27 protein-coding genes are annotated in these 26,375 nt (G+C 62.7%); 20 read left to right on the top strand and 7 right to left on the bottom strand.

Translation table 11 applies throughout. The annotated features are described in order from the left end of the window. Positions 1-22: 22 nt before the first annotated feature. The gene (locus tag OXI69_04705) at positions 23-1,090 is read right to left on the bottom strand and encodes an alcohol dehydrogenase catalytic domain-containing protein (GenBank protein ID MDE2665429.1); all 1,068 of its coding nucleotides are present in this window, start codon (positions 1,088-1,090) and stop codon (positions 23-25) included. Between the two features lie 272 nt (positions 1,091-1,362). On the opposite strand from OXI69_04705, the gene OXI69_04700 reads away from it, so the two are divergent. From OXI69_04700 to OXI69_04685, 4 genes are all read left to right on the top strand, one after another. Further along, a complete protein-coding gene (locus tag OXI69_04700) occupies positions 1,363-2,328 on the top strand; it encodes a peptidyl-alpha-hydroxyglycine alpha-amidating lyase family protein (GenBank protein MDE2665428.1) in 966 nt (321 codons plus the stop codon). A 409-nt stretch (positions 2,329-2,737) separates the two neighbouring features. Continuing rightward, the gene (locus tag OXI69_04695; protein ID MDE2665427.1) at positions 2,738-3,955 is read left to right on the top strand and encodes a multiheme c-type cytochrome; all 1,218 of its coding nucleotides are present in this window, start codon (positions 2,738-2,740) and stop codon (positions 3,953-3,955) included. Between the two features lie 24 nt (positions 3,956-3,979). Further along, positions 3,980-4,597 (top strand): NapC/NirT family cytochrome c, encoded by a 618-nt coding sequence (locus OXI69_04690; protein ID MDE2665426.1) that lies wholly within the window; start codon positions 3,980-3,982, stop codon positions 4,595-4,597. Then, a complete protein-coding gene (locus tag OXI69_04685) occupies positions 4,594-4,806 on the top strand; it encodes a hypothetical protein (protein ID MDE2665425.1) in 213 nt (70 codons plus the stop codon). Before OXI69_04690 ends, OXI69_04685 begins: the two co-directional genes overlap by 4 nt. 381 nt (positions 4,807-5,187) lie before the next feature. On the opposite strand, the gene OXI69_04680 is transcribed toward OXI69_04685, so the two are convergent. From OXI69_04680 to OXI69_04670, 3 genes are read right to left on the bottom strand one after another with little or no spacing between them, the layout of a single operon-like run. Next, on the bottom strand, positions 5,188-6,189 hold the full coding sequence (locus OXI69_04680; GenBank protein ID MDE2665424.1) for a dipeptidase: 1,002 nt from the start codon (positions 6,187-6,189) through the stop codon (positions 5,188-5,190). Positions 6,190-6,194: 5 nt separating this feature from the next. After that, a complete protein-coding gene (locus OXI69_04675) occupies positions 6,195-7,340 on the bottom strand; it encodes an FAD-dependent oxidoreductase (GenBank protein ID MDE2665423.1) in 1,146 nt (381 codons plus the stop codon). A gap of 53 nt (positions 7,341-7,393) precedes the next feature. Beyond that, positions 7,394-7,924: a hypothetical protein gene (locus OXI69_04670; protein ID MDE2665422.1), complete on the bottom strand. Its 531-nt coding sequence runs from the start codon at positions 7,922-7,924 to the stop codon at positions 7,394-7,396. Between the two features lie 228 nt (positions 7,925-8,152). Here OXI69_04670 and OXI69_04665 point away from each other — a divergent pair, with 228 nt between their 5' ends. From OXI69_04665 to OXI69_04640, 6 genes are all read left to right on the top strand, one after another. Further along, on the top strand, positions 8,153-9,412 hold the full coding sequence (locus OXI69_04665; protein MDE2665421.1) for a sialidase family protein: 1,260 nt from the start codon (positions 8,153-8,155) through the stop codon (positions 9,410-9,412). Positions 9,413-9,489: 77 nt separating this feature from the next. Beyond that, a complete protein-coding gene (locus tag OXI69_04660; protein MDE2665420.1) occupies positions 9,490-10,107 on the top strand; it encodes a BON domain-containing protein in 618 nt (205 codons plus the stop codon). A 104-nt stretch (positions 10,108-10,211) separates the two neighbouring features. Beyond that, on the top strand, positions 10,212-11,936 hold the full coding sequence (locus tag OXI69_04655) for a hypothetical protein (protein MDE2665419.1): 1,725 nt from the start codon (positions 10,212-10,214) through the stop codon (positions 11,934-11,936). Then, positions 11,905-12,783: an amidohydrolase family protein gene (locus tag OXI69_04650; protein ID MDE2665418.1), complete on the top strand. Its 879-nt coding sequence runs from the start codon at positions 11,905-11,907 to the stop codon at positions 12,781-12,783. Before OXI69_04655 ends, OXI69_04650 begins: the two co-directional genes overlap by 32 nt. 2 nt (positions 12,784-12,785) lie before the next feature. Then, positions 12,786-13,562, top strand: coding sequence for an SDR family oxidoreductase (locus tag OXI69_04645; protein MDE2665417.1), 777 nt, complete (start codon positions 12,786-12,788; stop codon positions 13,560-13,562). Then, positions 13,563-15,092, top strand: coding sequence for a M81 family metallopeptidase (locus OXI69_04640; protein ID MDE2665416.1), 1,530 nt, complete (start codon positions 13,563-13,565; stop codon positions 15,090-15,092). Between the two features lie 17 nt (positions 15,093-15,109). On the opposite strand, the gene OXI69_04635 is transcribed toward OXI69_04640, so the two are convergent. Continuing rightward, a complete protein-coding gene (locus OXI69_04635; protein MDE2665415.1) occupies positions 15,110-16,150 on the bottom strand; it encodes a hypothetical protein in 1,041 nt (346 codons plus the stop codon). 292 nt (positions 16,151-16,442) lie between these two features. Between OXI69_04635 and OXI69_04630 the strand changes: the two genes are divergently transcribed. The 6 genes from OXI69_04630 (at position 16,443) to OXI69_04605 (ending at position 20,055) form a co-directional block, all read left to right on the top strand. Further along, positions 16,443-16,640: a type II toxin-antitoxin system VapB family antitoxin gene (locus tag OXI69_04630; protein ID MDE2665414.1), complete on the top strand. Its 198-nt coding sequence runs from the start codon at positions 16,443-16,445 to the stop codon at positions 16,638-16,640. A gap of 62 nt (positions 16,641-16,702) precedes the next feature. After that, complete coding sequence (locus tag OXI69_04625; GenBank protein MDE2665413.1) at positions 16,703-17,341, top strand: hypothetical protein; 639 nt, start codon at positions 16,703-16,705, stop codon at positions 17,339-17,341. Positions 17,342-17,483: 142 nt separating this feature from the next. Beyond that, positions 17,484-17,741 carry a type II toxin-antitoxin system prevent-host-death family antitoxin gene (locus OXI69_04620; GenBank protein ID MDE2665412.1) on the top strand — a complete coding sequence of 86 codons (258 nt, stop codon included), beginning with the start codon at positions 17,484-17,486 and terminating at the stop codon, positions 17,739-17,741. Next, positions 17,741-18,121, top strand: coding sequence for a type II toxin-antitoxin system VapC family toxin (locus OXI69_04615; GenBank protein MDE2665411.1), 381 nt, complete (start codon positions 17,741-17,743; stop codon positions 18,119-18,121). The genes OXI69_04620 and OXI69_04615 overlap by 1 nt, the downstream gene beginning before the upstream one ends. Positions 18,122-18,310: 189 nt before the next feature. Next, positions 18,311-19,258 (top strand): PfkB family carbohydrate kinase, encoded by a 948-nt coding sequence (locus tag OXI69_04610; GenBank protein MDE2665410.1) that lies wholly within the window; start codon positions 18,311-18,313, stop codon positions 19,256-19,258. Continuing rightward, a complete protein-coding gene (locus OXI69_04605; GenBank protein ID MDE2665409.1) occupies positions 19,255-20,055 on the top strand; it encodes a 2-amino-3,7-dideoxy-D-threo-hept-6-ulosonate synthase in 801 nt (266 codons plus the stop codon). The genes OXI69_04610 and OXI69_04605 overlap by 4 nt, the downstream gene beginning before the upstream one ends. A 13-nt stretch (positions 20,056-20,068) precedes the next feature. Here OXI69_04605 and arfB read toward each other — a convergent pair whose 3' ends face one another. Continuing rightward, positions 20,069-20,509 (bottom strand): alternative ribosome rescue aminoacyl-tRNA hydrolase ArfB, encoded by a 441-nt coding sequence (arfB, locus tag OXI69_04600; GenBank protein ID MDE2665408.1) that lies wholly within the window; start codon positions 20,507-20,509, stop codon positions 20,069-20,071. A gap of 307 nt (positions 20,510-20,816) precedes the next feature. Between arfB and OXI69_04595 the strand changes: the two genes are divergently transcribed. From OXI69_04595 to OXI69_04585, 3 genes are all read left to right on the top strand, one after another. Further along, positions 20,817-21,377 (top strand): TlpA disulfide reductase family protein, encoded by a 561-nt coding sequence (locus tag OXI69_04595; protein ID MDE2665407.1) that lies wholly within the window; start codon positions 20,817-20,819, stop codon positions 21,375-21,377. 40 nt (positions 21,378-21,417) lie between these two features. Continuing rightward, positions 21,418-22,728 carry a hypothetical protein gene (locus OXI69_04590; GenBank protein ID MDE2665406.1) on the top strand — a complete coding sequence of 437 codons (1,311 nt, stop codon included), beginning with the start codon at positions 21,418-21,420 and terminating at the stop codon, positions 22,726-22,728. An 86-nt stretch (positions 22,729-22,814) separates the two neighbouring features. Further along, positions 22,815-24,173, top strand: a complete 1,359-nt coding sequence (locus tag OXI69_04585; GenBank protein MDE2665405.1) for an FAD-dependent oxidoreductase — start codon at positions 22,815-22,817, stop codon at positions 24,171-24,173. Positions 24,174-24,182: 9 nt separating this feature from the next. On the opposite strand, the gene OXI69_04580 is transcribed toward OXI69_04585, so the two are convergent. Next, positions 24,183-25,703 (bottom strand): sodium/solute symporter, encoded by a 1,521-nt coding sequence (locus tag OXI69_04580; GenBank protein ID MDE2665404.1) that lies wholly within the window; start codon positions 25,701-25,703, stop codon positions 24,183-24,185. A 262-nt stretch (positions 25,704-25,965) separates the two neighbouring features. Between OXI69_04580 and OXI69_04575 the strand changes: the two genes are divergently transcribed. Next, entirely contained in the window at positions 25,966-26,301 is a 336-nt protein-coding gene (locus tag OXI69_04575) for a helix-hairpin-helix domain-containing protein (protein MDE2665403.1), read from the top strand. Positions 26,302-26,375 lie beyond the last annotated feature (74 nt).

The raw sequence follows: 26,375 nt of genomic DNA, 5'->3' as shown, positions 1-26,375 counted from the left end.
AGGGTGGTGAATCGGCCGGAACTCAGGAACCGCTTGACGGGGTTGCCGTCTGGCCACTGGCTTCCCGTCCGGCCGGCGTCAGCAGGACGGCCCGGCCCAGCACCTTGCCGGACCTCAGGTCCGCCATGGCGCGGTTGATCTCCTCCAGCGGATAGGGGTGGGTGACCAGGGGTTTCAACTTGTTCTCCGCCAACAGTCGGGCCGCACCTACCAGGTCCTGCAAGCGGCCGCAACGGGTGCCGACGATTTCCAGCTCATTCTGTGCCAGCCGTTTTCCGTTCAGCCCGTAGGTCTCGGGCGTGTAGCCGACCACGGTGAGGCGTCCCCCGGGGCGAAGGCCGTCCACCCCGGCTGCCAGGGTCTGCTCCACCCCGACGCAGTCAATCACGCCGTCGGCCCCCTCGCCCCGTGTAAATTCCCGGATGGCCTCCTGGACGTCCGTACGGGTGGAGTCGATGGCGAAGTCGGCTCCCATCCGGATGGCGAAATCGGTCTTTTCCCCGACCCGGTCCACGGCCAGGACGCTGGCACCGGCCAGTTTGGAGATCTGAATGGCCGAGAGGCCCACGCCCCCGGCACCGAAGATGACGATGCGGTCGTTCAGCCCCACTCCGGCCCGGTCCACGGCGTGCAGGGCCGTGATGCGGGCATCGGCCAGCACGGCCGCTTCCGCCCAGGGGATGTTGTCGGGCAACGGGACCAGTTGTCGGGCCGGAATGGCCAAAAACTCTGCGTGGCCGCCCCGGTCCTTGGCTCCCAGGACTCCCGTCATGTGGGGACAGAGTTGTTCGCGGTGGGTCCGGCACAAGCGGCAGCGGCCGCAGGTGGAGAAGTTGTAGACCACCACCCGGTCCCCCGGCTTCACCCGGGTGACCCGCTCTCCCACCTCGAAGACCACGCCGGCCACCTCATGGCCCAGGATGGCGGGGAGTTCGGGGGTGTAGCCGAACCCGTCCACGATTTTGAGGTCGGTGCCGTCGGTGCCGCAGGCCATTACCTGGATCAGGACTTCCTCTTCCCCGAAAGAGGGCCGGGGCCTTTCCTCGATCTCCAGAGGCCGGCCCAGTTGTTTGAGAACGGCCGCGAGCATCACTTCCCTCCTTGATCGGGCCTGCCGGGGAGGCTCTCTCGCCTGTTTCAGGCTTCAACGGACATCGGAACGGTGCCTCGAAAGCGGTGCGGGTTGGTTGCGAGCGAGTTTAGGGGATGGCGCCGCCGGGTGTCAAACCGGGGCACCCCATGGATTGCTCCTCCGTCGTTGACACTCCCGTGTCAACCTCCTAGTATGGCCTTTCCGGCCCGTTCCACTCAGCGGCAATTGCTGCAGGCACGGGCCAATTCCAACAGGGAGGAGCGACACCATTGAAACTTGGATCCGGTCAGTTGACATTTGAAGAGGCGGAGGGTTGGGCCAGGCTTCCCGAAGGGTGGGACCTGGGAGAGGTCCCCGGGATTGCGGTGGACTCCCGGGACCGCGTCTACGCTTTCTGCCGCGCCGAGAATCCCGTGGTCATCTTCGACCGGGACGGCAGCTACCTGGACTCCTGGGGGAAGGGGCTCTTCGTGAGGCCCCACATGATCTTCATCGGCCCCGACGACTCCGTTTACTGCGTGGACGACAACGGGCACCGGGTTCACAAGTTCACGACGGAGGGAGAACTGCTGATGACCCTGGCGCCCACCGGCGGAGTGGCCGACACCGGCTACAACGGCACCGACGTCCAGTCCATCCTGCGTTCGGGTCCCCCTTTCAACACTCCCACCGATGTGGCCCTGGCTCCCGACGGCAACCTGTTCGTCTCCGACGGATACGGCAATGCCCGGGTTCACAAGTTCAGCCCGGATGGCCAATTGCTGCTCTCCTGGGGAGACCCCGGAGATGGACCCTCTCAGTTCAGACAGCCTCACGGCGTCTACGTGGGTCCGGAGGGAAAGGTCTATGTGGCCGACCGCCAGAACTGCCGCATCCAGATCTTCTCGCCCGAGGGAGAGTTTTTGGACCAGTGGACCGAAGTGTGGTGGCCCAACGATCTGTGCCAGGATCGGGAGCAGAACTTCTGCGTGGCCGAGATCGGCGGCATCTTCATGTACGGCCGCGAGGCCCGGCTGGACAAGCCCGCCGCACGCATGACCGTCAGGTCAGCCGACGGAAGCATCCTGGCCGAGTGGTGCGAGGAGGACCCCTACGGCACGGGACGCTATTTCTCTCCCCATTCGGTGGCGGTGGACTCCCACGGAGACATTTACGTCGGCCAGGTCACCTTTTCCTACACCAAGCGCCAGGCCCCGCCCGGCTCCAAGGTGCTGCGCAAATACGTGAGGCAGTAAGCCTTGAGGCTGGTTTGGCCTGAAGATCCCGGTGAGGCAAGCGGCCATCCGCCCAATCCGGCAACCCGTCAGTGAACGCCAGACCCCGAGCGTTGAACCGCCCGGGGTCTTGTCGTTTATGGCCTGTTTTTTGGACGGGGACTGTCCTACTTTTCCATGTCTGTTCTGATTTTCGAACCGGGTTCCGGCGATGGGTTCCGGCCGGAGCGGCAGCTTGCCAGTCGGTGCCACTTCCGGATCAGGTTGCGGAATCGCGCGCGGCATATTATGTAATGTCCATGGGAACGCCAGTCGAGGGCGGGGAACGCAATTCCGGAGAATGACCGGAGGGCGTCAACCGTGGTCCTTTACCGGCCGGAAAGGAGCAAGACCAGTGTGCTGGAAACGCGGATGCCTGCTGGTGGTCGTTCTGGCGCTGGCAGCCTGTGGCGGCGGAAAAGATACGCCCCGCGCCGCTTCGGATTGTGTCCAGTGCCATCGTGACGTGACGCCCAACATCGTCACCGATTGGGAATTGAGCCGGCATAGCACGGAAGGCGTGGACTGCTCCCTTTGTCATGGAGACAAGCATCGCTCCGCGGACGATGTGGCGTTGGTCAAGACGGCGACGCCCGAGGTCTGTGCAACCTGCCATCCGATCCAGACCAGGCAGTTCGAAGGCGGCAAGCACGCTCTGGCCTGGGTCAGCATGAACGCCATGCCGACGACGCATTGGCTGCCGATGGCGATGACCGAAGGCATGAAGGGCTGCGGCGGTTGCCATCGTCTGGGGCTGAAGAGCGAAGAGGAAATCCGGGAGTTGAAGGCGGAGGGGGTGATGTTCGGGCTCGCCTCCTGCGACGTCTGCCATACGCGCCACCTGTTTTCCGTCAAGGAAGCTCGCGAGCCGCAGGCATGCCGCACCTGCCACATGGGCATCGATCACCCGCAATGGGAAATGTACTCCTCATCCAAGCACGGCGTTCGGCACCTGCTCAAGCAGACCGGAACGCTGCCGAAGGAGGCCGCGGCGCCCACCTGCCAGACCTGTCACATGCCGCAGGGGAACCACGGCGTACGGACCGCCTGGGGCTTCCTGGCGGTGCGATTGCCCTTGCCGGAAGATCCGCAGTGGGCGGCGGACCGCACGACCATTCTTCAGGCGCTGGGGGTCCTGGACCCTCAGGGGAAACCGACCGCGCGTCTGGAGACCGTCAAGCAAGCGGACGTCGCCCGGCTGACCCACGAGGAGTGGCAGGCGGAGCGCGACCGCATGATCGAGGTTTGCGAGCAGTGCCACTCGGCGAACCTGGTGCGGGCGGAGCTCAAGAAGGGCGACGAGATGATCCGGGAGACCGACCGTTTGCTGGCCGAGGCGATTCGCATTGTCGGCGCACTCTATCGGGACGGGGTGTTGCGCAAGCCGGATCACTATGCCTACAACTTCCCGGACTTGCTGGCTTTCCACGATGCGCCCTCGGTGATCGAACAGCGACTCTTCAAGATGCACCTGGAACACCGGATGCGAGCATTTCAGGGTGTGTTCCACAACAATCCCGATTACGCGCTTTGGTACGGTTGGAGTGAGATGCTGCAGGATCTGACCGAGATCAAGACGCTGGCGGCGGAGCTGCGCAAGAGCCGGTAGCCGAGGCCGCGGGGGCCTTTTCCAATGACCGGTTACGCCATAAGCCTGGGTTTCCTGGCGGTCGTGACAATCGCCCTGATCGGGTTTCTGGTGCGCAGGCCCGAGTCGACCGGCACGCTCGGGGGCAGGATACTGGCATTCCTGGCTCTCTTCATTCTGCCGGGGCTGCTGCTTCTGGGTGGTGCCGGACGACATTACGAGCAGGCAAAGTCGACTCGGTTCTGTCTCTCTTGCCACATCATTCAACCCTATGGGGAGAGCCTGTATATTGACCATGCCGCCTTTCTTCCCGCATCGCACTATCAGAACAAGCGCATCCCTGCCGACCGGGCCTGTTACACCTGCCACACCAACTACACCATGTTCGGCGACTTCGATGACAAGATCCGTGGCGTGAAGCACGTGTGGCACAACTTCTGGGGCTCGGCATCCGACCCTGTGGAGTTGTATGAGCCCTATGAGAACCGGGCCTGCCTGGAGTGCCACGACGGGGCCAGGTCCTATGAGGAGCAGGCAGTCCATGCTCCTTTTCGAGCCCGCCTGCTCAGCGGCGAAAAGTCATGCCTGATGTGCCATAACCTGGTTCACGAGGTCACAAAGCTGGACCGGTTCGGGCGATGGGACCCGGAGGCGGCGCCATGAGCTTCTTTCGACTATCGGGGGTACGATCGGGGTTGGAGGGCCGGTTGCAACTGTCCGGACTGCTGATCGCAGCGGGGCTGGGAATCGAAGTGGCCACCCTCTACTGGAACCATCCGGTTTCGTTCTTCCTGTTCCTGTGCCTGGGGAGTCTGCTGGTGGGTGCCGGGATGCTTCTCTACTTGTGGTCGGTTGTGACGCGCAGCGAGTGACTGTGCGGAGAGAAAGCCGGTTGTTTCGCCAAGGATTGAGTCGACGATCTCTTCGTTCCTTGAACAGACCGAGATCTTTCGACAAGTCCTGGCAAACATGAAAGCCTATTGCAAAATTCGGCAGCGGGACGTTTACCGGGAATGGCCACAAAAGTCACAAAAACACAATTTGTGCCTTTTGTGCTTGGACAGCATTTTGACCAGGTCGCACCCGATATTGAACAAGGTAGAACCTCAGGTTTGCGTGCAAGATTACCTGCCCCGCTGGGAATTTTGCAAAAGGCTCAGGAAAGCTGCCAACCGCTGATTCCAGCGCCCTGCTAAACGCGGACATCCACTCTACCTGCAGTGGTGGACGACCTGTTTCCAGGTTCCCCTGCTTCAGGGATTCCACACCTTCTCGAAGAGCTTCAGCCAGTTTCCGCCCAGCAGCTTGGTGATGTCTTCGGCGCTGTAGCCGCGATTGGCCAGTGCCTCGGCCAGGTTGGGAAACTCCGCCGGGGTGTCGATCCCCTTGGGTTGAAAGTTGATCTCGGTGTAGGGTACCGAGCCGTCGGCGAAGGTGGAGGGGAACTTGGTGCCCTGCTGGGAGACGATGAAGTGCCAGAACTCCAGCGGCTGATCGTGGGTGGAGTCGGTTCCGATGGCTACGTGGTCCAGGCCGATCCGCTCCACCATGTTGTCGAGGGCGTCCACGAAATCCTCCAGCGTCGAATCGTATCCCTTGGGGAGGAAGGGAGTGTATGAGGTGGCGCCCACGACACCTCCCTTTTCGGCCAGCAACTTGAGCGCGTCTTCCTCCTTGTTGCGCGGGTGGTTGTAGAAACTGCGGGCGTTGGCGTGGGTGATGGCGACCGGCTGTTCCGACATCTCGATGGCTTCCATGGTGGTCTTGGGGCCCACGTGGGACAGGTCGATGAGGATGCCCAGCCGGTTCATTTCACGCACCGCATCCACGCCGAAGTTGCTCAAGCCGCTGTCGAATCGCTCCCAGCAACCGCTCCCCAGCAAATTGGTCTCGTGATAGGTGAGCTGGATGACCCGCACCCCCAGGGCCAGGAACAGTCCGAGCCGGTCCAGCTCGTTCTCTATGGGCGAGGCATTCTGAAATCCCAGGATGATCCCGGTCTTTCCCAGCTTCTTGGCGGTGTGGATATCGGCCGTCTCCTTGACCTGCAGGATGTCCTGGCGCTCGCGAAAGCGCCGCATCCACTTGGCCAGGTGAGCCATGGTCTGCTGGAAGTTCTCCCAGGTGGCCACGGTGGCGTTGATGGCGGTGATGTTGCCGGCCCGCAGGCGCTGGAAGACGGCATCGCTCTCCCAGTTGCTGATGCTCAGGCCGTCGATCACGATGGCTTCGTCGTAGACCTTGCTGGCGTCCATAACAATCACTCCTTTTCTTCCTGATTGAACCGGCTTCCAATCCGGAACAGATCCCCCAGGGGATTCTCCCGGTCCTCCAAGGCATCGGCGATCACCGGCCCGATGGAGCCGCCGAACTTGAAGCCGTGGCCGCAGCCGCACCCGGCGATCAGCACCCGTTCCCGCCCCGGGGCCCAGTCGATGACGAACTGCTCGTCTTCCATGTCGGCCCTGTTGGTGTAGAGACAGGAGCGGCCACCCGCCAGTTCTCCCCGGCTGAGAGCAGGGATGTGCCGGGCCACGAACTCCCGCGCCCAGTCCAGGAACTCGGCCGTGGGTTCACGCGAGACATCCGCGCGGGTGTCGTCCACCTTGCTGTCTTCGGCCACCTTTACCCATCCCTCGTGCAGGTAGGGAAAGCCGTACCAGAGATTGCCCGGCGAAAGAATCGACCAGACGGGAAAGCGTCCCCGCCGGAAGGGCGCTGGATCGGTGGGGACGAAGAAAGCCATCTGCTGCCGGGTGAGGCGTATCCGGGTTCTCATGGCCGGCAGCAGCTCCGCCAGCCATGGCCCGGCCGCCACCACCACCCGGTCGCAGTCCTGGCGGCCGGAATCCCAGCAAACCCTGACGCCGGCGCCGGTCTCCTCCACGGCCTCCACCGGAGTGTCTTCGCGAAGAGTGACTCCCGAGTCCCGGGCCAGCCCGGCCAGGTCCTCCAGCGCCTGGCCGCTGCGCAGGTAGCCGGCCCAGGGGTCGTAGAAGAGGCGGTCCTGGCCGGTCAGAACCAACTGGGGGAAACGATCTTCCGCCTCCTTCGCCGTCAACTCCCGGATATCGGTTGCCAGGCGGCTCAGTGTCTCCCAGCCGGTCAGGGACGGGTGCTCCGGTCCGAAGCCGCTCAGGGCGATCACCTGGCCGGTCTGGAAGTAGATGGAGCGACTGGTGCGTTGGTGCCACTCCTGCCACTGGACGGCGGCCCGGGTCGCCAGCTCCACGTAGGTCTGGTGCGGGTAGTTGGTGCGGCGAATGCACTTGGAAACGTCAGTGCTGGAGGCCTCGGGGTTGGGGATGCGGCCGCGCTCGAACAGGGTCACCCGGTGGCCGCGACGGCGCAGCTCCAGCGCGGCCGCCATGCCGAAGATGCCTGCTCCGACGATGCCAATGTTCATGGAGGCATTCATGAGTGTGGGGAATGATTTCGGTTGCAACCGATGGTCAGAGACTACTCAGCCTGCTTCCCGGTGCGAACATGTTCGGCGCGAATATCCAGGAGCACGGTGCCCGCACGGTCCTTCATCATAACCGTCGACTCGTATTTCCCGTCGCTGGTGAATCGATCCACAATTTTTCCTTCGACGCCTGCGCCGAAATCGACGTACTTCCAGGTCATGGTCGAGGTTGCTTCGACCCAATCGCCAATCCAGAAGCTGTGCGAGCCATCGGAATTGAAGGCCCACTTGTGGTACTTCCTGCTGCCGGAGTCATAGCGATGTATCTCGCGCGTTTCATGGGCGCCGCTCCGGCTGGACGCCTGCTGAAAATGGCCGTCCAGAATCCACACCGACGTTGAAGTGCCCGAAAGTTCCTCGGACTTGGGCGACCAGGCTGCAGGCTTGAGAACGGTGTGGGACTTCCAGGTGCCGAGCCATTTGTTCAGTATCTTCGCAGCGGCTGCCTGCGGTGGGGGTTCCGCGGTGGCGTTCAATGCCATTGCGACACCAAGCAAGGCCGGCAGTATCCACAACCGTTTCATTTTTCTCTCCTTGTCGGCGAAGCGCCTGATTTGAGCGGGACCGGCAATTGTCCGTCTGAACCCGCACTTCCCACCGGGGCGCCGGGGCGCCATTGTAACGGTGAATGGCAGTTTATCTTCAGTGCCTTGGCCAGCGCCATTTAAAAGGCTCGTGGGTACAGACTGTGCTAGGCTTTGATGGCCTTGATTCCTTCTGTTTCCATTGCCCGTTCCCTCATGGGTGCCCACATGTTTTCTCGAACGCTAGTCCCCTTTTTCCTGGCTGCCGCCATTCTATTGCCCGGTAGCCTGACCGCCCAGGAAAACCCGCTCACCAGCCGGGCCGCCCCTTCCCTGGATTATGCGATCCGCGTGGTCGAGGCCGAGCCCTATCTGAGGCCCGGAACCAACATGCCGGGCGAGGGGGATTTCAGGCCGGTGCACCGGGAGCTGGGCACCCTGCCGGCGCAACGCCTGCGCCTGCCAGTGCCAGGCTCCACCTGGCGGCTCGACGGCCGGGTGGTCAGGACCGAGGATGGAACCCTCTACGCTGGCTTCGGCACCTATCTCTACCGGTCGGATGATGACGGCAGGAGCTGGACCGGCAGGCGGCTTGAGGGGTTGCCCGACACGGGGGGCGAACCGGTTGCCGCCCAGGCCTTCGGCGCGGCCGGACCCTACATCCTGGTCTGCCACGCCGCCACCGGTCTACCGCCCGTGATGTCCGAGCTGGTGGAAAATCCGGCGGTCACTGCCGGCAAGCACGAACTGCGTCCCCTGGTGGTCTCCCGTTCCAAGGACGGCGGAGAGCACTGGGAGAGCAGCCATCCGCTCAGCCCGCCTCCCGGCTATCGAGCGCTGACCGGCGACGGCAACTCCATCATCGCCCTGGGAGACGGAACCCTGCTGGCGGCCCTGGACGCCTACAATCCCGGGTTGGAGGGGGAGCACTCGGATCGCTTCGCTGAAGTGTTTTTGCGCAGCCGGGACCAGGGGCTCACCTGGGGAGAGCCGACCCTGATCCGGGGAACCGCCGCCGAAACCGGCCTGGTTTCCCTGGGGGGGCTGCGGGTGCTGGCAGCCATACGAGGCGTTCCCAATTCCCGGCTGGGCGGCAAGACCATCCAGTTGGCCAATTCCAACGACGGCGGACGCACCTGGCGCCACTTCAGGCCCTTGACCCGGACCTTCGGCCAGGCTCACGGCACCCTGGCTCCTCTTCCCGGGGGAGGGATCGTGGCCGTCTACGAAAACCGCTACCCCTACCATAAAGGGGGCGATGTTCGGGCCAGGATCAGTTGGAACCGGGGCAGGTCCTGGGAGCCGGAGGTCTACATCCTGATGAAGGGCCACGGCTACGGCAGTGCGGTAGCCGGCAGTGACGGGACCATCATCACCGTTGCGGGCGATGGCGCCCTGGGAAGGAATGGCCGGCCCGGGAGCGAAGGTCACACGCTGCAGGCCGTGCGCTGGAAGCCGTGGCGCAAGAGCGGCAGGATCGTGCACTGACCCGGTCGTTGGGAACGTCAACCCCGGCACGCTCTCCAGGCTTGTGGCCCGCCCCGAGGAGATCTCAGGGAGAAACCATGCGGCAATCGAGCGCTTTCGCTGGTCTGGCCGTGGCAGCGGCTCTGCTGTGGTGGGGGGGAGTCGGTCAGGCCCTTCCCCAACAGCCGGTCCGGGCACAACTGGTGGAAAAAATCCAGAAGGTGCTGGCGGAGCTTCCTTACTACGGCATGTTCGACCACCTGGTCTTTGAACTGGAAGAAGACCGCGTCACTCTGGGCGGCTACGCCTTTCAAACCGTCTTGAAGACCTGGGCGGAGCGGGAAGTGTCCAGAGTCGGAGGCGTGGCAATGGTGGACAATCAGATCGAAGTGCTCCCCGCCTCAACCAACGACGACCGCATACGCATGGCCGTCTTCCGGGCCATCTACAAGGATCCGGACCTGGCCGGCTACGGGTTTGGCGGCGAGACCTGGAGAGCCTTTACTCGCAACGAGCACGAGGTCCTCTACTTTCAGCGAGAGCCACTGGGGATCTATCCCGTACACATCATTGTCAAACACGGCAATGTCATCCTGGTGGGTCTGGTCGCCAGCCAGGAAGACAAGACCCTCGCCGGCATCAAGGCCAACGGGGTCAGCGGAGTCTTCTCGGTGACCAACAATCTGCGGGTCGACACCAGGATGCAGTCGCCGTAGAACACGGGATCGAAAAACCCCGGCTTGGGGGCGACGCCTCCTCTGCGAACCGCCTGCCGAGCTTCCTGTTGCATGTCCCATCCGATTGGGGAAAGGAGAACTCCATGATCAGAAGAGACTTCGTGAAGCGCACCCTGGGTGCCGGCCTGGTGTCCAGCCTGGCGGCTTCCGCTGCCACGGCCGGCCCAGCCGTCGCTGTGGCCAAGCGCACCAGTTCGGGGAGAAGAAAGCCGCGCATCCTCTACTTCAACGACAGCCGGCACGATCTGGTCTACCACTACGAGCCGCCCATGTCCAAGCGCCAGTTCCAGGCGCCGGTGGACGAGTTGGTGGGTACTTCGGTGGAGGCGGTCTGTCTGGGCCTGGGCGACGGGCGCACCGTCTTTCACGACACCAAGGTGAGCGAGGTGTGGGGGGACCCGGTGGACAAGTGGACCCACGCCGTCTTCCACCGCGCCGGGCAGAACGTGCGTGCGGCCCTGGACCAGGGCGTCGATCCGCTGGGGGTCTGCTGCGAACGAGCCCATGCCAAGGGGATGCTGCTCTACCCCACCCTGTTGCTCAATCAGGGACAGCGCGGCGCCTCCATCGAGGAGGATGTGCGCACCTCGAAGTTTCGCCTTGAAAACAGGCACCTGGAGATTGGAGCCAAGGGAGATCTACCCAATTTCCCGGGGGCATCCAATCTGGATTTCAAGCACGAGGAGGTACGCAGTGAGCGCTTGGCGCTGATTGAAGAGGTGGCCCGGAATTACCCCATCGACGGCCTCGAGCTCCAGCTCAACTACATCAGTCCGGGACCCTACTTCTTTCACCCCAGCGAAGTGGCGGCAGGCCGCCCCCTCATGACCGCCTGGCTCAAGAGGGTCTATGAGGCACTGAAGGCCGACGACCCGGAACGGGAACTGGTGCTGCGCGTTCCCAACGACATCGACCAGGCCTATTCCCTGGGACTCGACTACCGGGAATGGATCCGGCAAGGTATCGTCGACGTTCTCGTGGGGGAGACCTATTGGGGGCGGCTGGACACCATGGCCGATTTCCGGCCGCTGGTGGAAGCCGTCAAGGGGTCCGACTGCCGCGCCTTCGCCACCATCAACAGCATTGTCAGCTCCGACCGCCTGCTGAGCGGCACCATCGAAATGACGCGGGCCACCGCTTGCAATTACTGGCAGCAGGGCGTCGACGGGCTTTACCTGGCCCAGTGGTTCGCGGGAGCCAACTGGCCCTATCGGGCCGATTTCTACGCCCAGTTGCGGGAGATCGACCATCCCGACATCATGGCCCCCAAGGACAAGTTCTATACGGTGATGACCAAGGGGGACTACGGGGGGACCCGGGGCATCCCGGCCTCCGAGGCGCAACCGACCTTGCCGGTCGAGCTGAAACCCGGCCAGACCAGCAGGGTCGAGTTCACCATCGCGGACGACCTGATGCACTGGGACCGGGAGGGCATTGTCCGGGAGGTCCTGTTGCGTCTGCGCATCGGGGTCAACGAGCGGGAACGGCTGGCCATCAGCCTCAACGGCAAGACCCTGCCGGATTCGTCGTTGAAAAAGATCAACCAGATGTACAAGATGTACGCGCCCGCCAAGCGGATCGGAGGCTACTGGTTTGTCTACAAGCTGGATCGTCAATACTGGCCCAGGCAGGGGAACAATCTGCTCGAGGTGACCCTCACCCATCGGGACCCGGACCTCGCTACCGGCCACGTTCGGCTCGGCGACATCGAACTCGAGACCAAGTATCTGATCAGCAGAAACTTCTGGGTGGACGACGATCCAGATGTCGGCCCCTATGAAAAAACGGGACGCAACTCCAGGCGTTAGCCCCCGCTCGCGGATCGACAGCCACCAACACTTCTGGCTGGCCGACGGCTTCGACTACCCCTGGATGGATCGAAACAATCCGGTGCTGTTCCGCGACTATTTGCCGCAGGACCTGGCGCCGGCACTCGAGCGCCACCGAATCGATCTCACCGTGGCCGTTCAGGCTTCCCCGAGCCTGGAGGAAACCGAATTCCTGCTGACCCTGGCGCAAGAGCACTCCTTCATCGCGGGCGTGGTCGGGTGGCTGGACCTGGAGAGCCGGGACTTCCCGCGGCAGTTGGACACCTACAGGAAGCGATCGGGATTTGTCGGGGTCCGGCCGGCAGTGGAGTTTCTGGAAGACGACCGGTGGCTGCTGCGGCCACGGGTCCTCGACAGTCTCAAGAGTATCGCTGACCTCCAGGTTCCTCTCGACCTGATCGTCTGGCCCAGGCATCTGCCCGTCGTCATTGAATTGCTGGAGCGCATCCCGGGGTTGCGGGCCGTGGTCGACCATCTGGCCAAGCCCGACATCACGGACCGCAAACTGCAACCCTGGCAAAACCATATGGCCGAGATCGCGTGCTATCGGGGTCTTTACTGCAAGCTTTCCGGGATGGCCCCCCACGGGGGGCCGGCTCCGGACCTGGCCAGGCGGGCGCAACCCTTCGTGGATCACGTGCTGGGTTGCTTCGGCGTGGAGCGGGTCATGTTTGGCAGCGACTGGCCGATTTGCCTGAACGGCAGCAGCTATGAAGAGGCGGTCGACCTGGTGCGCACCACGCTGGCTTCCGGTTGGAGTCCATCGGTCGAGTCGGCGGTGTTTGGACGGAATGCGGCCAGGTTCTATGGGCTCGAGGATGAATGAGCATGCCTGACTACTTGAGCCGTCAGTTCGGACTGGAGGGGAAGCGGGCCCTGGTGACCGGAGCCGGTCGAGGCATCGGACAAGCGGTGGCTCTAGCACTGGCCGGCAGCGGTGCCCAGGTGGCCGTGCACTACCGTCGGTCCAAACAGGGGGCAGAAGACACGGTCGATCGGATCAGGCGAGCCGGGGGAAAGGGATGGACTGTACAGGCGGATCTCGAGGGCTCGGCCGGAGCCCGGCATCTGCTGGAGCAGGTGAGTCGGCGCTGGGACGGGCTGGACGTTCTGGTCAACAACGCCGGGGACATGGTGAGCCGAAGCCTGCTGCAGCAGGCCGAAGACGACTGGATCGAAACGGTCTTAAGGGTGAACCTGCACAGCACGCTCTACGTGACTCGAGAATCCATTCCCCTGCTGCAAAGAGGTTCCGATCCCTCCATCATCAACACATCCTCGATTTCCGCTCACACCGGTGGCGCCGGGCGCGTTGCCATCTATGCGGCAGCCAAGGGGGCAATTCTCAGCCTGACTCGGAGTCTCGCCAAGGAACTGGCGCCCCGGGTGCGAGTGAATACCATTTCGCCGGGTGTCATTCTGACCGATATTCATGACCGCCTGAATACCCCTGAAGCGCTGGAAGCCCTTGCCCGCCAGACACCTCTGGGCCGAAACGGCCACCCCGACGAATGCGCCGGGGCGGTGCTCTTCCTGGCAGGAGCGGCCTCTTCGTTCATTACCGGACAGGTCATCGAGATCAACGGTGGATTGTGGATGGGATAGATGAGCCTGCGAATCGCTGTCGCTCAGATTTCATCCGAGTCCAACCATTTCGTGACGGGTCTGGCCGGGCTGGACTTCTTTCGCACCACCGGCTACCTGCTGGAGGGCCCCGAACTCCTGGACCTGGGCCGGTCGGACACCGAGGTCGGCGGTTTTCTTTCCATCCTCCAGTCCGAGGAGCAGGTCGAGGTGGTCCCGCTGGTGGCTGCCCGGGCCAACTCCGGCAATCCGCTTTCGGCGGAATGCTACCGCTCCCTGAAGCGGCTGCTGCTTGAAGGGTTGCGCCGGAATCGGCCCGTTCACGGCATCCTCCTCTCCTGTCACGGCTCCATGGGGGTGCAGGACCTGGACGACCCCGAGGGGGACCTGGCCGGAGCCCTCCGCGATATCATCGGCCCCCGGGTTCCCCTGGCCCTCACGCTCGACCTCCATGGCAACCTGACCCGGTCCATGGTTCAGTCGGCGGATAGTGTGGTCGGTTACCATCCCTATCCTCACCGGGACGCCTTCCAGACAGGTCAACACGCGGCCGGCCTGTTGCTGCGGGCCGTCAAAGGTCAGAGCCGCCCGGCCATGGCGCTGGCCCGCTTGCCCCTGATTCTGACCAGCTTCAACGCCTCCACCGAGGGGGACGGCCCCTTTGCCCGGCTTCGGCGTGAAGCGGACCGGATGGAGCAGACGCGGCCGCAGGTGCTCTCGGCCTCGGTCTTCAACCTGGGCGCCTATATCGACGTTCCGGAAATGGGTTGCAGCTCGCTGGTGATAACCGAGGGCGATGAGGCCCTGGCCGGGGAGTTGGCCCGCCGGCTGGCCCTTCGCCACTGGAACGAGCGCGAGGCCTATCGAGTCGAGCCACTGACCGTGGCCGATGCCGTGGAGCGCGGACGCCGCATTCAGGGAGGCCCCGTCCTCCTGCTGGACACTGCCGATACCACCGGGGGCGGCGCCGCCGGCGACGGCATCGCGCTGGTCCGAGAGCTGATCGGGCTCGGCGTCGAGGAGTCCTGCCTGGCCATGGCGGTCGATCCCCAAGCCGTTGGCGACTGCTGGCATCGGGAGCCCGGCAGCCGGTTCCAGGTGGAGTTGGGACACCGCCTGGACCCCCAGTGGGGCAAGCCCCTGGCGCTCGGGGCGATGCTGCGGCGGAAGTCGGAGGGCCGCTTCCGTTACCGGGGCGGCATCCTGGGAGGCACCGAAGTCTCCATGGGGCGCTCGCTGGTCCTGCAGACCGGCAACCTCCAGTTGCTGGTCACGAGCCGTCCCACCTACGAATGGGCCGACGAGCAGTACCGTTCGCTGGGACTGGATCCCCGCCAGGCCAAGTTTGTCTGCGTCAAGAACATGATGAACTTCCGGGTGGGCTACGCCGGCATCATGAAGGACTTCTTCGTGGTGGCCGTTCCCGGACCCACGCCCGCCGATATGCGCATGCTGCCCTTCCGGCGCATTGGCAGGCCGGTTTACCCGCTGGATGCCATGCCCGAGACCATTGAGCCTGAGATGACGCTTCGGCGCTATCCCGGTCGGTGACGACTGGCGCTCGTCGGTCAGGCCGCGGATTCGCTCTTGAGAAAGGCCTCCCGCTGGCGGCGAAAGAAGTTGACGAGGTGGTAGCCGGTCAGGTAGCTGAACGGCGGTCTTCCCCCGGTATAGTGCCCGCAGGGAAGAAAGACCTTTTGCACCCGGATTTGCTCACGCTCCACCTGGTCGAAGAGCCGCCGCGAGAGGTCGGGAGGGAAAGACAGGTCGTAGAGGGTCGAAAGCATCAGCATGGGGCGTGAATTGCCTCTGAGCCTGGAGACGTAGGCAATCGGGCTCAGCGCCAGCCAGGCTTCGCGAACTTCCTCCAGGGTCATGTGCCGTTCCAGGGTCTTGCGGATATGGGAGGTGGTGATTCCCCGCCACACCACGTCTCCAAAGTAACTCGACACGTGGTTGAAGGCCCCCAGGTCGAGCCGCGGATCGTGCACAAAGGCCAGCCAGCCCACGCAGGAACCGATGCTGGTTCCCAGCAGCCCGATGCGACGAATCCCCTGGACTGCCAGCCAGTCGGCGGCTCGACGCACGTCCAGGACTGCCTGCCGGACTGCCTGGATGGTGCGGCCGATGTTGGGGCCCACCATGTAGTCGGCGCGTTCCAGGCCGTCCGGGCGGCGCCGGTCGTGGTAGGGCAGGCTGAGACGCAGGGCGCCGACACCGAAGCGCTGCAATGCCTTGCAGAGTCCGACGTGGGCCTGCTCGTCGCCGTTCCACTGTGGAAGGACGATGGCGGCCATCTCGCCTCCCGGATAGTAGCGCGCATGCACGGTGTTGTTTTCGGGATAGGGCGTCCGGATGGCGCTGGGAAAGCGCAGCCAGAAGCCGTCGAAATCGAATTGGCCGGGCTCGGAGGGTGGAGGGGCGAAGTAGGTTTGGCTGGCGGCCAGGGCCTGCCGGTTGTGCTCTTGAATGCGTTGGAGCGGGTCGCCGCCCGGGTGCGCGCCACCGAGGAATTCTTCTCCCCATTCGAAGGGTCTGACCAGGCGGCGGTCGATGTCCCTCTGGTGGAACCGCCTCTCCAGAGTGTGAATGAGTGGGCGCAGGAGCATGGAGTCGGGTTCTCTCTTGTCCCAATGCTGCAGGGACTGTGCAGGCCCTGACCTCGGGCGGCGGTCCCAGCCGAGTCCATTGCTCTGCGCCGCCGCGGAGCCGCGACAAGGCTATGCCAACGAGCCATGGCCATCAAGCCCAATCGGTGGAGCAATCACCGGGCATTCCTGCTGATTCTTCGAAGACTTTCCGAACACCAACCAGGAATGAATGCCATCACCAAGATGTTGTAATCTTAGATGTATACGACCCATGCGGCGCGTGGTTAACACCTTGAGACAGGGGAATCGGATGAAAACTACCGTCAACATTGATGACCGCTTGCTGGAAGAAGCTCAACGCCTTACCGGCCTGACGAGCAAGTCGGCACTGATCCGGGAAGGGTTGGGTGCGCTCAATGAGCGTGAAAGCGCTCGGCGGTTGGCGCGTCTTGTCGGAACCGAGCCACAACTGAAATCGGTCCCGCGCCGGCAGGTTCGCTTGAGATGATTCAGGTCGGTACTCGGTCTGGATTCGCCATCTGAGTGCCGAGCAATTTATGGGAAGGGACTATGAGGGTTTCGGTTACCGAGCTGGCCGACTTCAGGAGGTTCAGGGAAACCGACCAGGCGTTCGAAGAGTGGTTGGCGCGCTGGAAGCGACTGATTCCTCCGACGCCGGCAATGCGGGCCGGCACCAGGTTTCACAGGTTTCTGGAGACTGGAGGTCGCGACTACGCCGACCGGATTGTATTCAAACTGGATTTCATTCCGATCAAGCCCGATTCCTGCGAGGTGTCCTTGTCCCGGGAGTTTGCCATTGGCGGGGAGACTGTGAGGCTGGTTGGCCGTCTGGATGCCATTCGGGGCAAGACCATTCTGGATTACAAGTTGCTGAGTCGTTACCCCAAGGTGGAGAAGTATTCGGGGAGTGTTCAGTGGCGCTCCTATTTCGTGCTCTATCCGCAGGCGGAGCGGTTTCGGTATCAGTTCTTCATCCGCGGTTATTCCGGGGACCCTCAAGTGGTTGTGGTGCGGGGCGTTCGGGAGTGTGCCTTCTCCCGGTATCCGGCTGTGGAGGATGACGTGACCGCATTGTTGGGGGACTATCGAGCCTTTATTCGCGAGATGGAAGCCATAGGCAAGATTACCCCGGAAGATCATGCGGCCCGGCAATCGCGTCGCCGCAGGTCGAAACCGAAGTCGGAGTGACAGCGGCTTATCGGTAGTTAACGCACCGGAGGGTCAATCCAGGGATGGGTTGGGAGGAAGGCGACAAGCGGTTGAAGTATCGCTTCGATTCCCTTCTTCCGGCTTGACAGCCTTAGCTAGACTTAGCTATATTGGATTTCCCATGAAGAAAGTCAACATGCACGAAGCCAAGTCGCAGCTCTCGCGGCTGGGAAAGTTGGCCTGGGACGGCGAGCAGATCGTGATCGCCAAGGCCGGCGAGCCTTATCTGCGCCTGGTGCCCTACCGTGAGCGGAAAGTCAGGCGCAAACCTGGGGCGCTGAAGGGACAAATCTGGATTGCTCCGGATTTTGACGAGACTCCCCAGGAAGTGATCGATTCGTTCTACAACTCCAAAATCTTTCCGGACGAAGACGAATAGTGGCGCGTCTACTGCTGGATACTCACACCGTCCTATGGTGGTTGACCGACCCCGATGAACTACACAGAGACGCTTTTCAATCCATTGAGTGCCAACAGAACGAGGTTTTTGTCAGCTCGGTCAGCGGCTGGGAGATCGCCGTCAAGCGGGCGCTGGGGAAACTGAAGGCTCCAGATAATCTGGAAGCGGCGGTCAAGGCACAAGACTTCATCCCTCTGAATCTCACGTTTCTTCACGCCGAGCAGGCGGGCGCGCTTCCGCCGCATCACGGAGACCCGTTCGACCGAATGCTGATCGCGCAGGCTCAGGTGGAGGGACTGATCCTCGTCACCCGGGATATTCGAATTCCCCGCTATGGGATTCGCACGATGAGCGCCTGAAATAAGTCAGGAGTTTGAAGGTAGAAGTAAGAAAAAGGAAGCGGGAAGTCGGATCTGCCGGATCAAGGAAATGAAGAACAGACAGCAGTGACTCTAAACTTCTCACTATGTCCTTCCTCCTTCAAACTTCCTCCTTCAAACTTCAAACTTCCCCCTTCAAACTTCATCCTTCAAACTTCGCGAGGCGTGATGGTTGACGTGGTGGGATTGGGGTGTTGCTGCTTCGACCTGCTGGGTGTGGTGCCGCACATGCCGGGGCCGGATGAGGAGATCCGCATGCTCGAGACCCGGCAGCAGGGAGGTGGCGAGGTGGCCACCGCCCTGGTCACCCTGGCGCGATTGGGGTGCTCGGTGGCCTGCGCCGGCAAGGTCGGTGACGACGCCTTCGGCAACTTCATTCGCAGGGAACTGGATCAATTCGGGGTCGACACCAGCCACCTCCTGGTGGAGCCAGGCGCTCTCTCCCAGGCCTCGGTCGTGCTGGTGGACCGAGCCACCGGGCAGCGCAGCATTCTGGCCTGCGTGCCCACCTTTAGCGAGTTGCTGCCGTCGCAGTTGCCGCCGGGGTTGATCGAGCAGGCCAGGGTCCTGCACCTGGACGGGATTCACCGAGCAGCCGCAGTGGCAGCCGCCGGGCGGGCCCGGCGGGCGGGGGTGCCGGTGGTGCTGGATGCCGATGTTCTGGCCCTGGAAGGCGACATCTCCGAGGTGCTGCGGCGGACAGACGTCCTGATTGCCTCGCTGGCCTTTGCCGGCTCTTTTGCCAAAACAGAAGACCCGGACCGGGCCATCGACCGCTTGCTGGACTACGGACCTTCGGTGGTGCTGGTCACCCTGGGGGAACAGGGCTGTCGCGGACAGGCTGAGGGGCGGAGGTTCCAGCATCCCGCCTTTCCGGTGGAGGCGGTGGATACCACCGGGGCGGGCGATGTCTTCCACGGTGCCTTTATCTACGGGATGCTGCAGCAGTGGGAACTGATGAAAACGGTCGAGTTCGCCTCGGCGGTGGCGGCCATCAAGTGCAGGCGGCTGGGGGGCCGAACCGGCATTCCCGATCGACAACAGGCCCTTCGATTTCTCCGGGACAGGAATTCACGCTACTTTCAAACGGATGGGCCGGAAGGGAGCCAGCCATGAGCAAGGAACGAACCGTCGACGTCGGCAAGAAGGTCCGCTACGATCGCATTGTCAATCCCGGTACCGGCAAAACAGTGATGATCCCTCTGGACCATGGCGTCATCCTGGGCCCCATGGCGGGTATCGAGGACCCCCGTGAAACGGTGCGGCGAGTGGTGGCCGGGGGGGCCGACGCCGTCATCTTCAACGCGGGAATGGCGGGGAACCTCTACCCCAAGTACGCGAACCGCTGCGGCTCGGTCTTCAATCTGAGCAATATCATCACCGGCGAAAACGACCTCACCCTGATCAGCAGCGTCGAGTACGCCCTGAAGCAGGCCGCCGACGCCATTTCGGTTCAGGTCATGGTGGGCTCGCCCCACGAGAGGCACATGCTCGACAACTTCCGCCGGGTGACCGAGGAGTGCCAACGCTGGAGCCTCCCCCTGCTGGCCATGATGTACCCGACCGAGGAGCTGCTGAAGCAGCGTGGCGCCGAGGCCGAGTTGCTGGCGGCTCGCGCCGGGGCCGAGTTGGGCGCCGACATCGTCAAGACCTCCTATACGGGAGACCCGCGGACTTTCGAGAAGCTGGTGGCCACCTGCCCGGTACCGGTGGTGGTGGCGGGGGGACCCAGGAAGGGGACCACCCTTGACATGCTGGAGATGGTCAGGGCGGCCATGGATTGCGGAGCCGCCGGGGTGGCTCTGGGGCGAAACGTCTGGCAGAGTTCCGACCCGGCCCGAACCACCCGCGCCTTGGCGGACATCATCCATCGGGGGAAGAAACCGGACGAGCTTGAGGGTGCATGGGAGTGAGAGGGAGGTTAGCCTACTCCTCAGGCGGCGTGGTGCGGTCCTTCTTCAGCCGCCCCCTGCGCTTCTTGTCGGCAAGGCGGCGCTCGCGGCTCCCTCCGGTGGGTTCGGTGGGGAGGCGCTTGCGGGGCCGGGCCAGAGCCTCCCGGATCAGGGTCTCCATCCTGTCCAGGGCTGCTTCCAGGTTTTGACCCTGGAGGCGATGCTTGCCGCTGACGACCCGCAGATTGCCCTGCCGGTCGAGCCGAGTCGCCAGCTTGGTTCGGATGCGTTCCACCGAGGGATTGCCGATTACTTCGGCGGCGCCTTCAAGGTCCAACCGAAGGTCCACCCTGGTCTCCACCTTGTTGACGTGCTGGCCTCCCGGCCCTCCCGAGCGGGAGAATGTCGTACTCAGCAGTCCGGCAGGCAGCAGACGCCTCGGTGAAATCCGCAGGTCTCGCAGCTTCGATGCCATCTCAACTGTCTCTCGATCGATGATTCGGTCGTTCAGCGATAACAGGATTGTTCCTTATGGGAGAGTATCACCCGGCCTGTCTGTCGCATAGTTTCTGAGAGGGGGCCCCACCTTTTTGAGCCGATTTCGGTGTTGGCGAATCTCTGCGCAGAGCAGGCAGAAGGGTTGAATGAGGCCACCTCCGCTCGCCGGCCTCCTGACGATTTCTGGCTGGAACAACCATACCTGAAGCCTTATGCTAGAGTTTTTTGGTGGCCGTTTCCGAGGTGAGACACCTTTCCATCCTGGTGCCAAGTCGACTGCGATCATGACATTCCAGCTATCTCACCCCATCCTCCGCTTTCTGACGGTGGCAGCCTTGGTGCTGTTGCTGCTCCCCGCGGTCAGTCTCTCCGGTACTGCCGAGAACCGAAGGCCCGATCGCTCGAAAAGGCTGAGGTTCGAGCGACCGCTGCCCGAGTTCGAGCTGAAGGACCTGAAGGGAAGGACCTGGACGCTGTCTGACCTGAAGGGAAGGGTGACCCTGATCAACGTCTGGGCCACCTGGTGCGCTCCCTGCCGGGTGGAGCTCCCCTACGTGCAGAGGCTCCACGAGGCTTTCGAGAACGTCCCCGGGTTGCAGGTGCTGACTCTCAACCTGGACGAGGACCCAAGACTGGTCCCGGGATACATGCAAGCCGGCGGTTACACCTTTCCGGTGATCCGCTCCTTCCAGTTGGCCGAGAAGATTCATCCCGTCAGCGAGGTTCCGCAGAACTGGCTCATCGATCCCAAGGGGAGGCGGTCGGTGCAGAGCTTGAATGGGCATGGGGAAGTGTGGCTGCGGCGGGTTCGGGCCCTGATGGAAAGGGTGCTGGGGAAGCCGTAGTCTCAAACACGCCCGGACTCTCCTCAAGGAGGCAAGCGTCATGCTCAACCGCAGGGAGATTCTCAAGACGGCCCTGGTGAACCCCTGGTGGGCCGGCGAGCCCTACGCCCAGGCCACCCGCGGATTGCCTCCGCTGAAGATCCGGGAGGTCAAGGTCATCGCCACCAGCCCGCGGCCCCACTATTCCTGGGTTTTCGTCAAGGTCATCACCAGCGAGCCCGGACTCTACGGGCTGGGGTCGGCCAACAACGCCTACCTTTCCTGGGCCGTCAAGGCCGCCATCGAAAAACACCTGGGTCCCTTCTGGGTTGGCAAGGATCCCGAGCGCATCGAGGACCTGTGGCAGTGGACCCATGTCCGTTCCTACTGGCGCAACGGAAGCGTCACCAACGTTGCCCAGGCGGCTCTGGATATGGCCCTCTGGGACATCAAGGGCAAGCGGGCCAACATGCCGCTCTATCAGCTTCTGGGCGGAAAAGTCCGGGACGCGGTGCCTCTCTACGCCCACGCCAGCGGCGAGACCCCCGAAGCCTGCGTGGAAGGTGTGCAGTCGTACATGGAGCAGGGTTTTCGGCACATTCGTGTTCAGATGGGAGGCGGCTACGGTGGAGGCGGCTTCGTGCCGCCGGGAGAGGGGAGCCGACCCGAGAGCGGTTTCCGGGGTCCGGCCTTCGACGAGGAACGCTACCTGGAGACGGTCCCCAAAATGTTTGAGCAGGTGAGGGAAAAGCTGGGCTGGCAGGTCAAGCTTCTCCACGACGTCCACGAACACCTGACGCCGACGCTGGCCCTGGAGTTCGCCAGGCGCATGCAGCCCATTCGCATGTTCTTTGTGGAAGACATTCTCCCGCCCGAGCAGATCGATTACTTTCGGCAAATCCGGGCTCTCACCTCCACCCCCATGGCCATGGGGGAGTTGTTCACTCACCCCCATGAATGGCGGCCCCTGATTTCCGAGCGCCTGATCGACTTCATCCGTTGTCGGGTCTGCGCCATTGGAGGGATCACCCAGGCCAGGAAGATTGCAGCTCTGTGCGAGCAGTTTGGGGTCCGGACGGCCTGGCAGGAAGGCGGCGAGAACGATCCGGTGAATCAGTTGGCGGCCTACCACGTGGACTTGACCATCCCCAGCTTCGGCATCCAGGAGGACAATGTCTTTCCGGAAGAAGTTCACGAGCTGATGCCGGGGACGGCCCGCATTCGCGGCGGCTACCTCTACGGCAGCGACGGTCCGGGCCTGGGCATCGACATCGACGAGGCCATGGCCGGCCGCTACCCCCTGGCGGACGACCACCGCAACGCCGATTGGACCACGGTCCGGGCAGTGGACGGCTCCCTGGTGAAGCCTTGAGGGTCCGTCACGGTATGCACCTGCGGTTTGGTCATCAAGAAATTTTCGAGCGATAGCCACCTGGGCGCCAGCCCCTGGAATGCTCCATGCCCAAGAGAATAGCCATCATCGGCGCCGGGATCTCCGGCCTGGGGGTCGCCTGGGCGCTGAACAGGCATCCGGACCGATTCGACTTTCGGCTCTACGAAGCCAACGACCGCATCGGCGGCAATGCGGTTACGGTCGACATGCCTCAGGCGGATGGGACTTCCATCCCCTTCGACATTTCGGTGACTGCCTGCATCCCCAGGGTGTATCACCACATCGTTCAATTCATGAAACAGCACCGGATCCAACTCATCGACACCAGGTTCAGCTACAGCGTGAAGTATCAGGATGAGATCTACGCCCACGATCTGGACACGACCATTCGGCGGAAGCTGCAGCCGGAGATCGTCAAGTTTCAAAAGGTGCTTGCATTTCTGAAGACCTTCAATTGGCTGAATCGCTCCAGGTCCACCCTTCTGGCCATGCTCAATCCCTTCAACTACGTGAGCATGGGGACCGTCCTCAACTGGGGAAGATTTTCCGGGGACTTCCGGTACAAGATCCTGAAACCCATGTTCGTGAATTTCCTGATGGCAACCAACGTGTTCGACATGCCGGCAGCGCTGTTCTCCTACTACCTGGAGTTTTTCGATATCGAGCGCGCCACCCCCATGAAGACCTGGGATCAGGGCACCCGGCGCATCTATGAGGCCATGTCAGCCGATTTCAGGGAGAAGATTCTGCTGAACTGCCCGGTGCGAAAAGTGTATCGAGGGGAGACGGGGGTAAAGGTGGAGGATGCGCAAGGCCGCACCACAACCTTCGATGAAGTGGTATTTGCCTGCAATGCCAATCAAACCCTGATGATGCTGGATAAGCCGACCCGGTTCGAAACCTTCCTCCTTTCGACCATACGTTACGAAAGCGAGCTTCATAACCATACGATCGTTCACTCGGATGCGTCGGTTCTGCCCGAGAACGAGGCCCGGCCGCTGGAAACCCGAAGCAACCACATCGAGCAATACGGAGCCAGGCCCGACAACTACGAAATCACCTACATCATGCACAACCAGCAGCCCTGGGCTCACAACTCGGACAAGCCCTGCCTGGTGACCTACAATCCCCTCAAGCCGGTGGATGAAGGGAAAATCATTCGGAAGCGGTGGTTTCAGCACATCGTTCACGATGTCCGGCATATTGCCCTGCTGGTGTTCTTGTTCCGGTTCATTCAAGGGAAGCGGAGATCCTGGCACTGCGGGGCCCACACGCTGATCAACAGCCAGGAAACCTGCTTCGTGACAGGTCTTGCCGCAGCCAGACAGATGGGCGCCGGTTATCCCTTCGAAGATCCCGAAGCCAGGAAGTGGTTCAATTTCTACGGTCAAACCCTGTACGGCTGGCGATTCAGGCGGATCTGAGCGGGTGTCTCATCTGGAATCCCGGGGCTTGCGGATGTCCGGGAGGATCAGACTGGCGGCCCAGCCGACGGTAAAGGAGACCAGGTTGGCCAGGAAGAGGGTCAGCCAGGGATGGAAGGGGTAGCGCAGGGTCTCGGCGAGCTGGGCCGCCCAGGCCATTCCCAGCTCGGCGCCAGCCCAGGCAAGGGCCTGGTCGATCAGGGTCCAGGCCGAGATCAACACGCCGCAGGCCAGGCCGACATACACCCCCAGGGCATGGGCCCGCTTCACGAAGAAGGCCAGCAGGAACATCCCGAACAAACCCCCGCCCAGAATCGAGAAGACGGTAAAGCTGAACTGCAGCGCCTGCTCCACGCCCAGCAGCAGCACCAGTCCCACCCCCAGGCCGAGCAGCCCCCAAAAGGCCGAGGCGGCCCTGCCCAGGATCAACTGGGAGCGGTCGCTGGCCTTGGGCCGGAAGTGGAGGTAGAAGTCCCGCACCGTGACCATGGCCATGCTGTTGATCATGGTGTCCAGGCTGGACATGGCCGCGGCGCACATGCCGGCCAGGATGACCCCGGTCATCCCCGCCGGAATGTGGGTCACCACGAACCAGGGGAACACCTCGGTCTCGCTGGCCGCGATGTGGGCCGGCAGCTCGGCGGGGTGCAAGCTGTAATAGGAAAAAAGTAAGCTGCCGATCAACATGAAGAGGTTCCAGGTCACCACGCAACCGATGGCTCCGAACCAGATGGCTTTCTGGGCTTCGCGAGTCGAAGGCGAAGCCAGGTACCGCTGGGCGGCATCTTGCTGGACGGTGTAGTTGCTGAGGAAGCCGAAGACGCCGTAGGCGACGGTGACCAGCACGGTCATTTCGCTCAGATCCAGCGACCAGTCCACCATCCTGAACTTGTCCGATTCATTGGCAACACTCAGAAGCTGGGAGCTTCCGTCCTCTCCGAACCACAGCATGGCCAGACAGAAGAGTCCCCCGCCGAACAGGGTCACCGACTGGATCACGTCGGTCCAGATCACGGCCTCCAGACCCCCCAGTATGGTGTAGACCAGGGCGATCACGCCGCTGACCAGCACGATGGTGAAGGGGCTCCATCCGGTCATGGCGCTGATGGCCTTTGCCATCAGGAACAGGACCAGTCCGGAGCGGAACAGACGGCTGATCAGGTAGAAGCAGGAGGTGTAGCAGCGGGCGCCGTAGCCGAAGCGCTCCTCCAGGAACTCGTAGGCGCTCATGCGGACGCGCTGCCGGTAGAAGGGGATCACCACCAGGGCAATGAAGATGGCGGCCAGCGGAAACATCATGTTGCCGAGATGGGGTCGCCAGTCACCGCCGTAGGCCTGTCCCGGTAGGGCAATGAAGGTCGCAGTGCTGATGGAGGTTCCAAAGAAGGAGCAGCCGACGGCCCACCAGGGGATGGACCGCCCGCCGATGAAGTAGGCCTCGGTGTCGGTCTGCCGTCGGGCCAGGCGGGTTCCCAGCCAGGCGACCACTGCCAGGTAGGCTGCGACCACGATCCAGTCAATAGGGGCCATGGGTTAACTCAACCGGTCAGGTGGAACGAAAAACAGAAAGGGGAAGCGGCCGGACCTTCCCCCTTCCCGCGGCCTTTTTCGTTGACATCCCCAAAGGCCGGATATAGCCTAGCGCTCCTCCCTCAAAAACCATACACCTTCCATCACTCGGCAGTGAGGTACGCCTTTGCGACCTGCGCTTCAGGGCCGCTTGTCCGGTTTGCGCCCGAGTGCGTCCGCGGGCCGATGCTTCCCTGCCAACCGAAGCAAAAGGGGGATCTGCATGAGAAAGCACACTTTGACGATCGTCTGTTTGACCTTGCTGCTCGCTCTGGCGAGCAGCGCCGGCCCGACTCAGGCGGAGCCGATCAAGAGTCAAGCCAACACGCCTCAGAAGAATGGGGCCGGGAAAATGCCTTCCAAGGCCGTCGACATCAACACGGCCACCGAAAAGCAACTGTCCTCGCTGCCCGGGATCGGGCCCCGAATGGCCAAGCGGATCATCGAGGCCCGGCCCTTCAAGTCGATTCAGGGGCTGAAGCGGGTGAAGGGCATCGGTGACAAGAAGTTCGAGCGGCTCAAGTCTCACGTGGTCTGCGAAGCCAAAGCGAGCCAATGAGGCCGCACCTCTGTATTACTTTCTGCCCTTGGGCCCGGCGATCTGCCGGGCCTTTTTTTGCCGACCTAGCCGTC

This window comes from Acidobacteriota bacterium (assembly GCA_028875575.1).
Lineage (GTDB): Bacteria > Acidobacteriota > Terriglobia > Versatilivoradales > Versatilivoraceae > Versatilivorator.
Note: the sequence above shows the minus strand (reverse complement) of the source record. Positions and strands in the feature narration are given on the sequence as shown.

Bases quoted from the DNA above. Each gene is read 5' to 3' on its own strand.
- OXI69_04675 (MDE2665423.1), bottom strand. From the start codon at position 7,340: ATGAACATTGGCATCGTCGGAGCAGGCATCTTCGGCATGGCGGCCGCG.
- OXI69_04640 (MDE2665416.1), top strand. From the start codon at position 13,563: ATGAGCCTGCGAATCGCTGTCGCTCAGATTTCATCCGAGTCCAACCAT.
- OXI69_04595 (MDE2665407.1), top strand. From the start codon at position 20,817: ATGACATTCCAGCTATCTCACCCCATCCTCCGCTTTCTGACGGTGGCA.
- OXI69_04625 (MDE2665413.1), top strand. From the start codon at position 16,703: ATGAGGGTTTCGGTTACCGAGCTGGCCGACTTCAGGAGGTTCAGGGAA.
- OXI69_04705 (MDE2665429.1), bottom strand. From the start codon at position 1,090: ATGCTCGCGGCCGTTCTCAAACAACTGGGCCGGCCTCTGGAGATCGAG.
- OXI69_04685 (MDE2665425.1), top strand. From the start codon at position 4,594: ATGAGCTTCTTTCGACTATCGGGGGTACGATCGGGGTTGGAGGGCCGG.
- OXI69_04635 (MDE2665415.1), bottom strand. From the start codon at position 16,150: ATGCTCCTGCGCCCACTCATTCACACTCTGGAGAGGCGGTTCCACCAG.
- OXI69_04610 (MDE2665410.1), top strand. From the start codon at position 18,311: ATGGTTGACGTGGTGGGATTGGGGTGTTGCTGCTTCGACCTGCTGGGT.
- OXI69_04670 (MDE2665422.1), bottom strand. From the start codon at position 7,924: ATGAAACGGTTGTGGATACTGCCGGCCTTGCTTGGTGTCGCAATGGCA.
- OXI69_04645 (MDE2665417.1), top strand. From the start codon at position 12,786: ATGCCTGACTACTTGAGCCGTCAGTTCGGACTGGAGGGGAAGCGGGCC.
- OXI69_04650 (MDE2665418.1), top strand. From the start codon at position 11,905: ATGAAAAAACGGGACGCAACTCCAGGCGTTAGCCCCCGCTCGCGGATC.
- arfB (MDE2665408.1), bottom strand. From the start codon at position 20,509: ATGGCATCGAAGCTGCGAGACCTGCGGATTTCACCGAGGCGTCTGCTG.
- OXI69_04585 (MDE2665405.1), top strand. From the start codon at position 22,815: ATGCCCAAGAGAATAGCCATCATCGGCGCCGGGATCTCCGGCCTGGGG.
- OXI69_04605 (MDE2665409.1), top strand. From the start codon at position 19,255: ATGAGCAAGGAACGAACCGTCGACGTCGGCAAGAAGGTCCGCTACGAT.
- OXI69_04575 (MDE2665403.1), top strand. From the start codon at position 25,966: ATGAGAAAGCACACTTTGACGATCGTCTGTTTGACCTTGCTGCTCGCT.
- OXI69_04690 (MDE2665426.1), top strand. From the start codon at position 3,980: ATGACCGGTTACGCCATAAGCCTGGGTTTCCTGGCGGTCGTGACAATC.
- OXI69_04620 (MDE2665412.1), top strand. From the start codon at position 17,484: ATGAAGAAAGTCAACATGCACGAAGCCAAGTCGCAGCTCTCGCGGCTG.
- OXI69_04590 (MDE2665406.1), top strand. From the start codon at position 21,418: ATGCTCAACCGCAGGGAGATTCTCAAGACGGCCCTGGTGAACCCCTGG.
- OXI69_04580 (MDE2665404.1), bottom strand. From the start codon at position 25,703: ATGGCCCCTATTGACTGGATCGTGGTCGCAGCCTACCTGGCAGTGGTC.
- OXI69_04660 (MDE2665420.1), top strand. From the start codon at position 9,490: ATGCGGCAATCGAGCGCTTTCGCTGGTCTGGCCGTGGCAGCGGCTCTG.
- OXI69_04665 (MDE2665421.1), top strand. From the start codon at position 8,153: ATGTTTTCTCGAACGCTAGTCCCCTTTTTCCTGGCTGCCGCCATTCTA.
- OXI69_04680 (MDE2665424.1), bottom strand. From the start codon at position 6,189: ATGGACGCCAGCAAGGTCTACGACGAAGCCATCGTGATCGACGGCCTG.
- OXI69_04630 (MDE2665414.1), top strand. From the start codon at position 16,443: ATGAAAACTACCGTCAACATTGATGACCGCTTGCTGGAAGAAGCTCAA.
- OXI69_04655 (MDE2665419.1), top strand. From the start codon at position 10,212: ATGATCAGAAGAGACTTCGTGAAGCGCACCCTGGGTGCCGGCCTGGTG.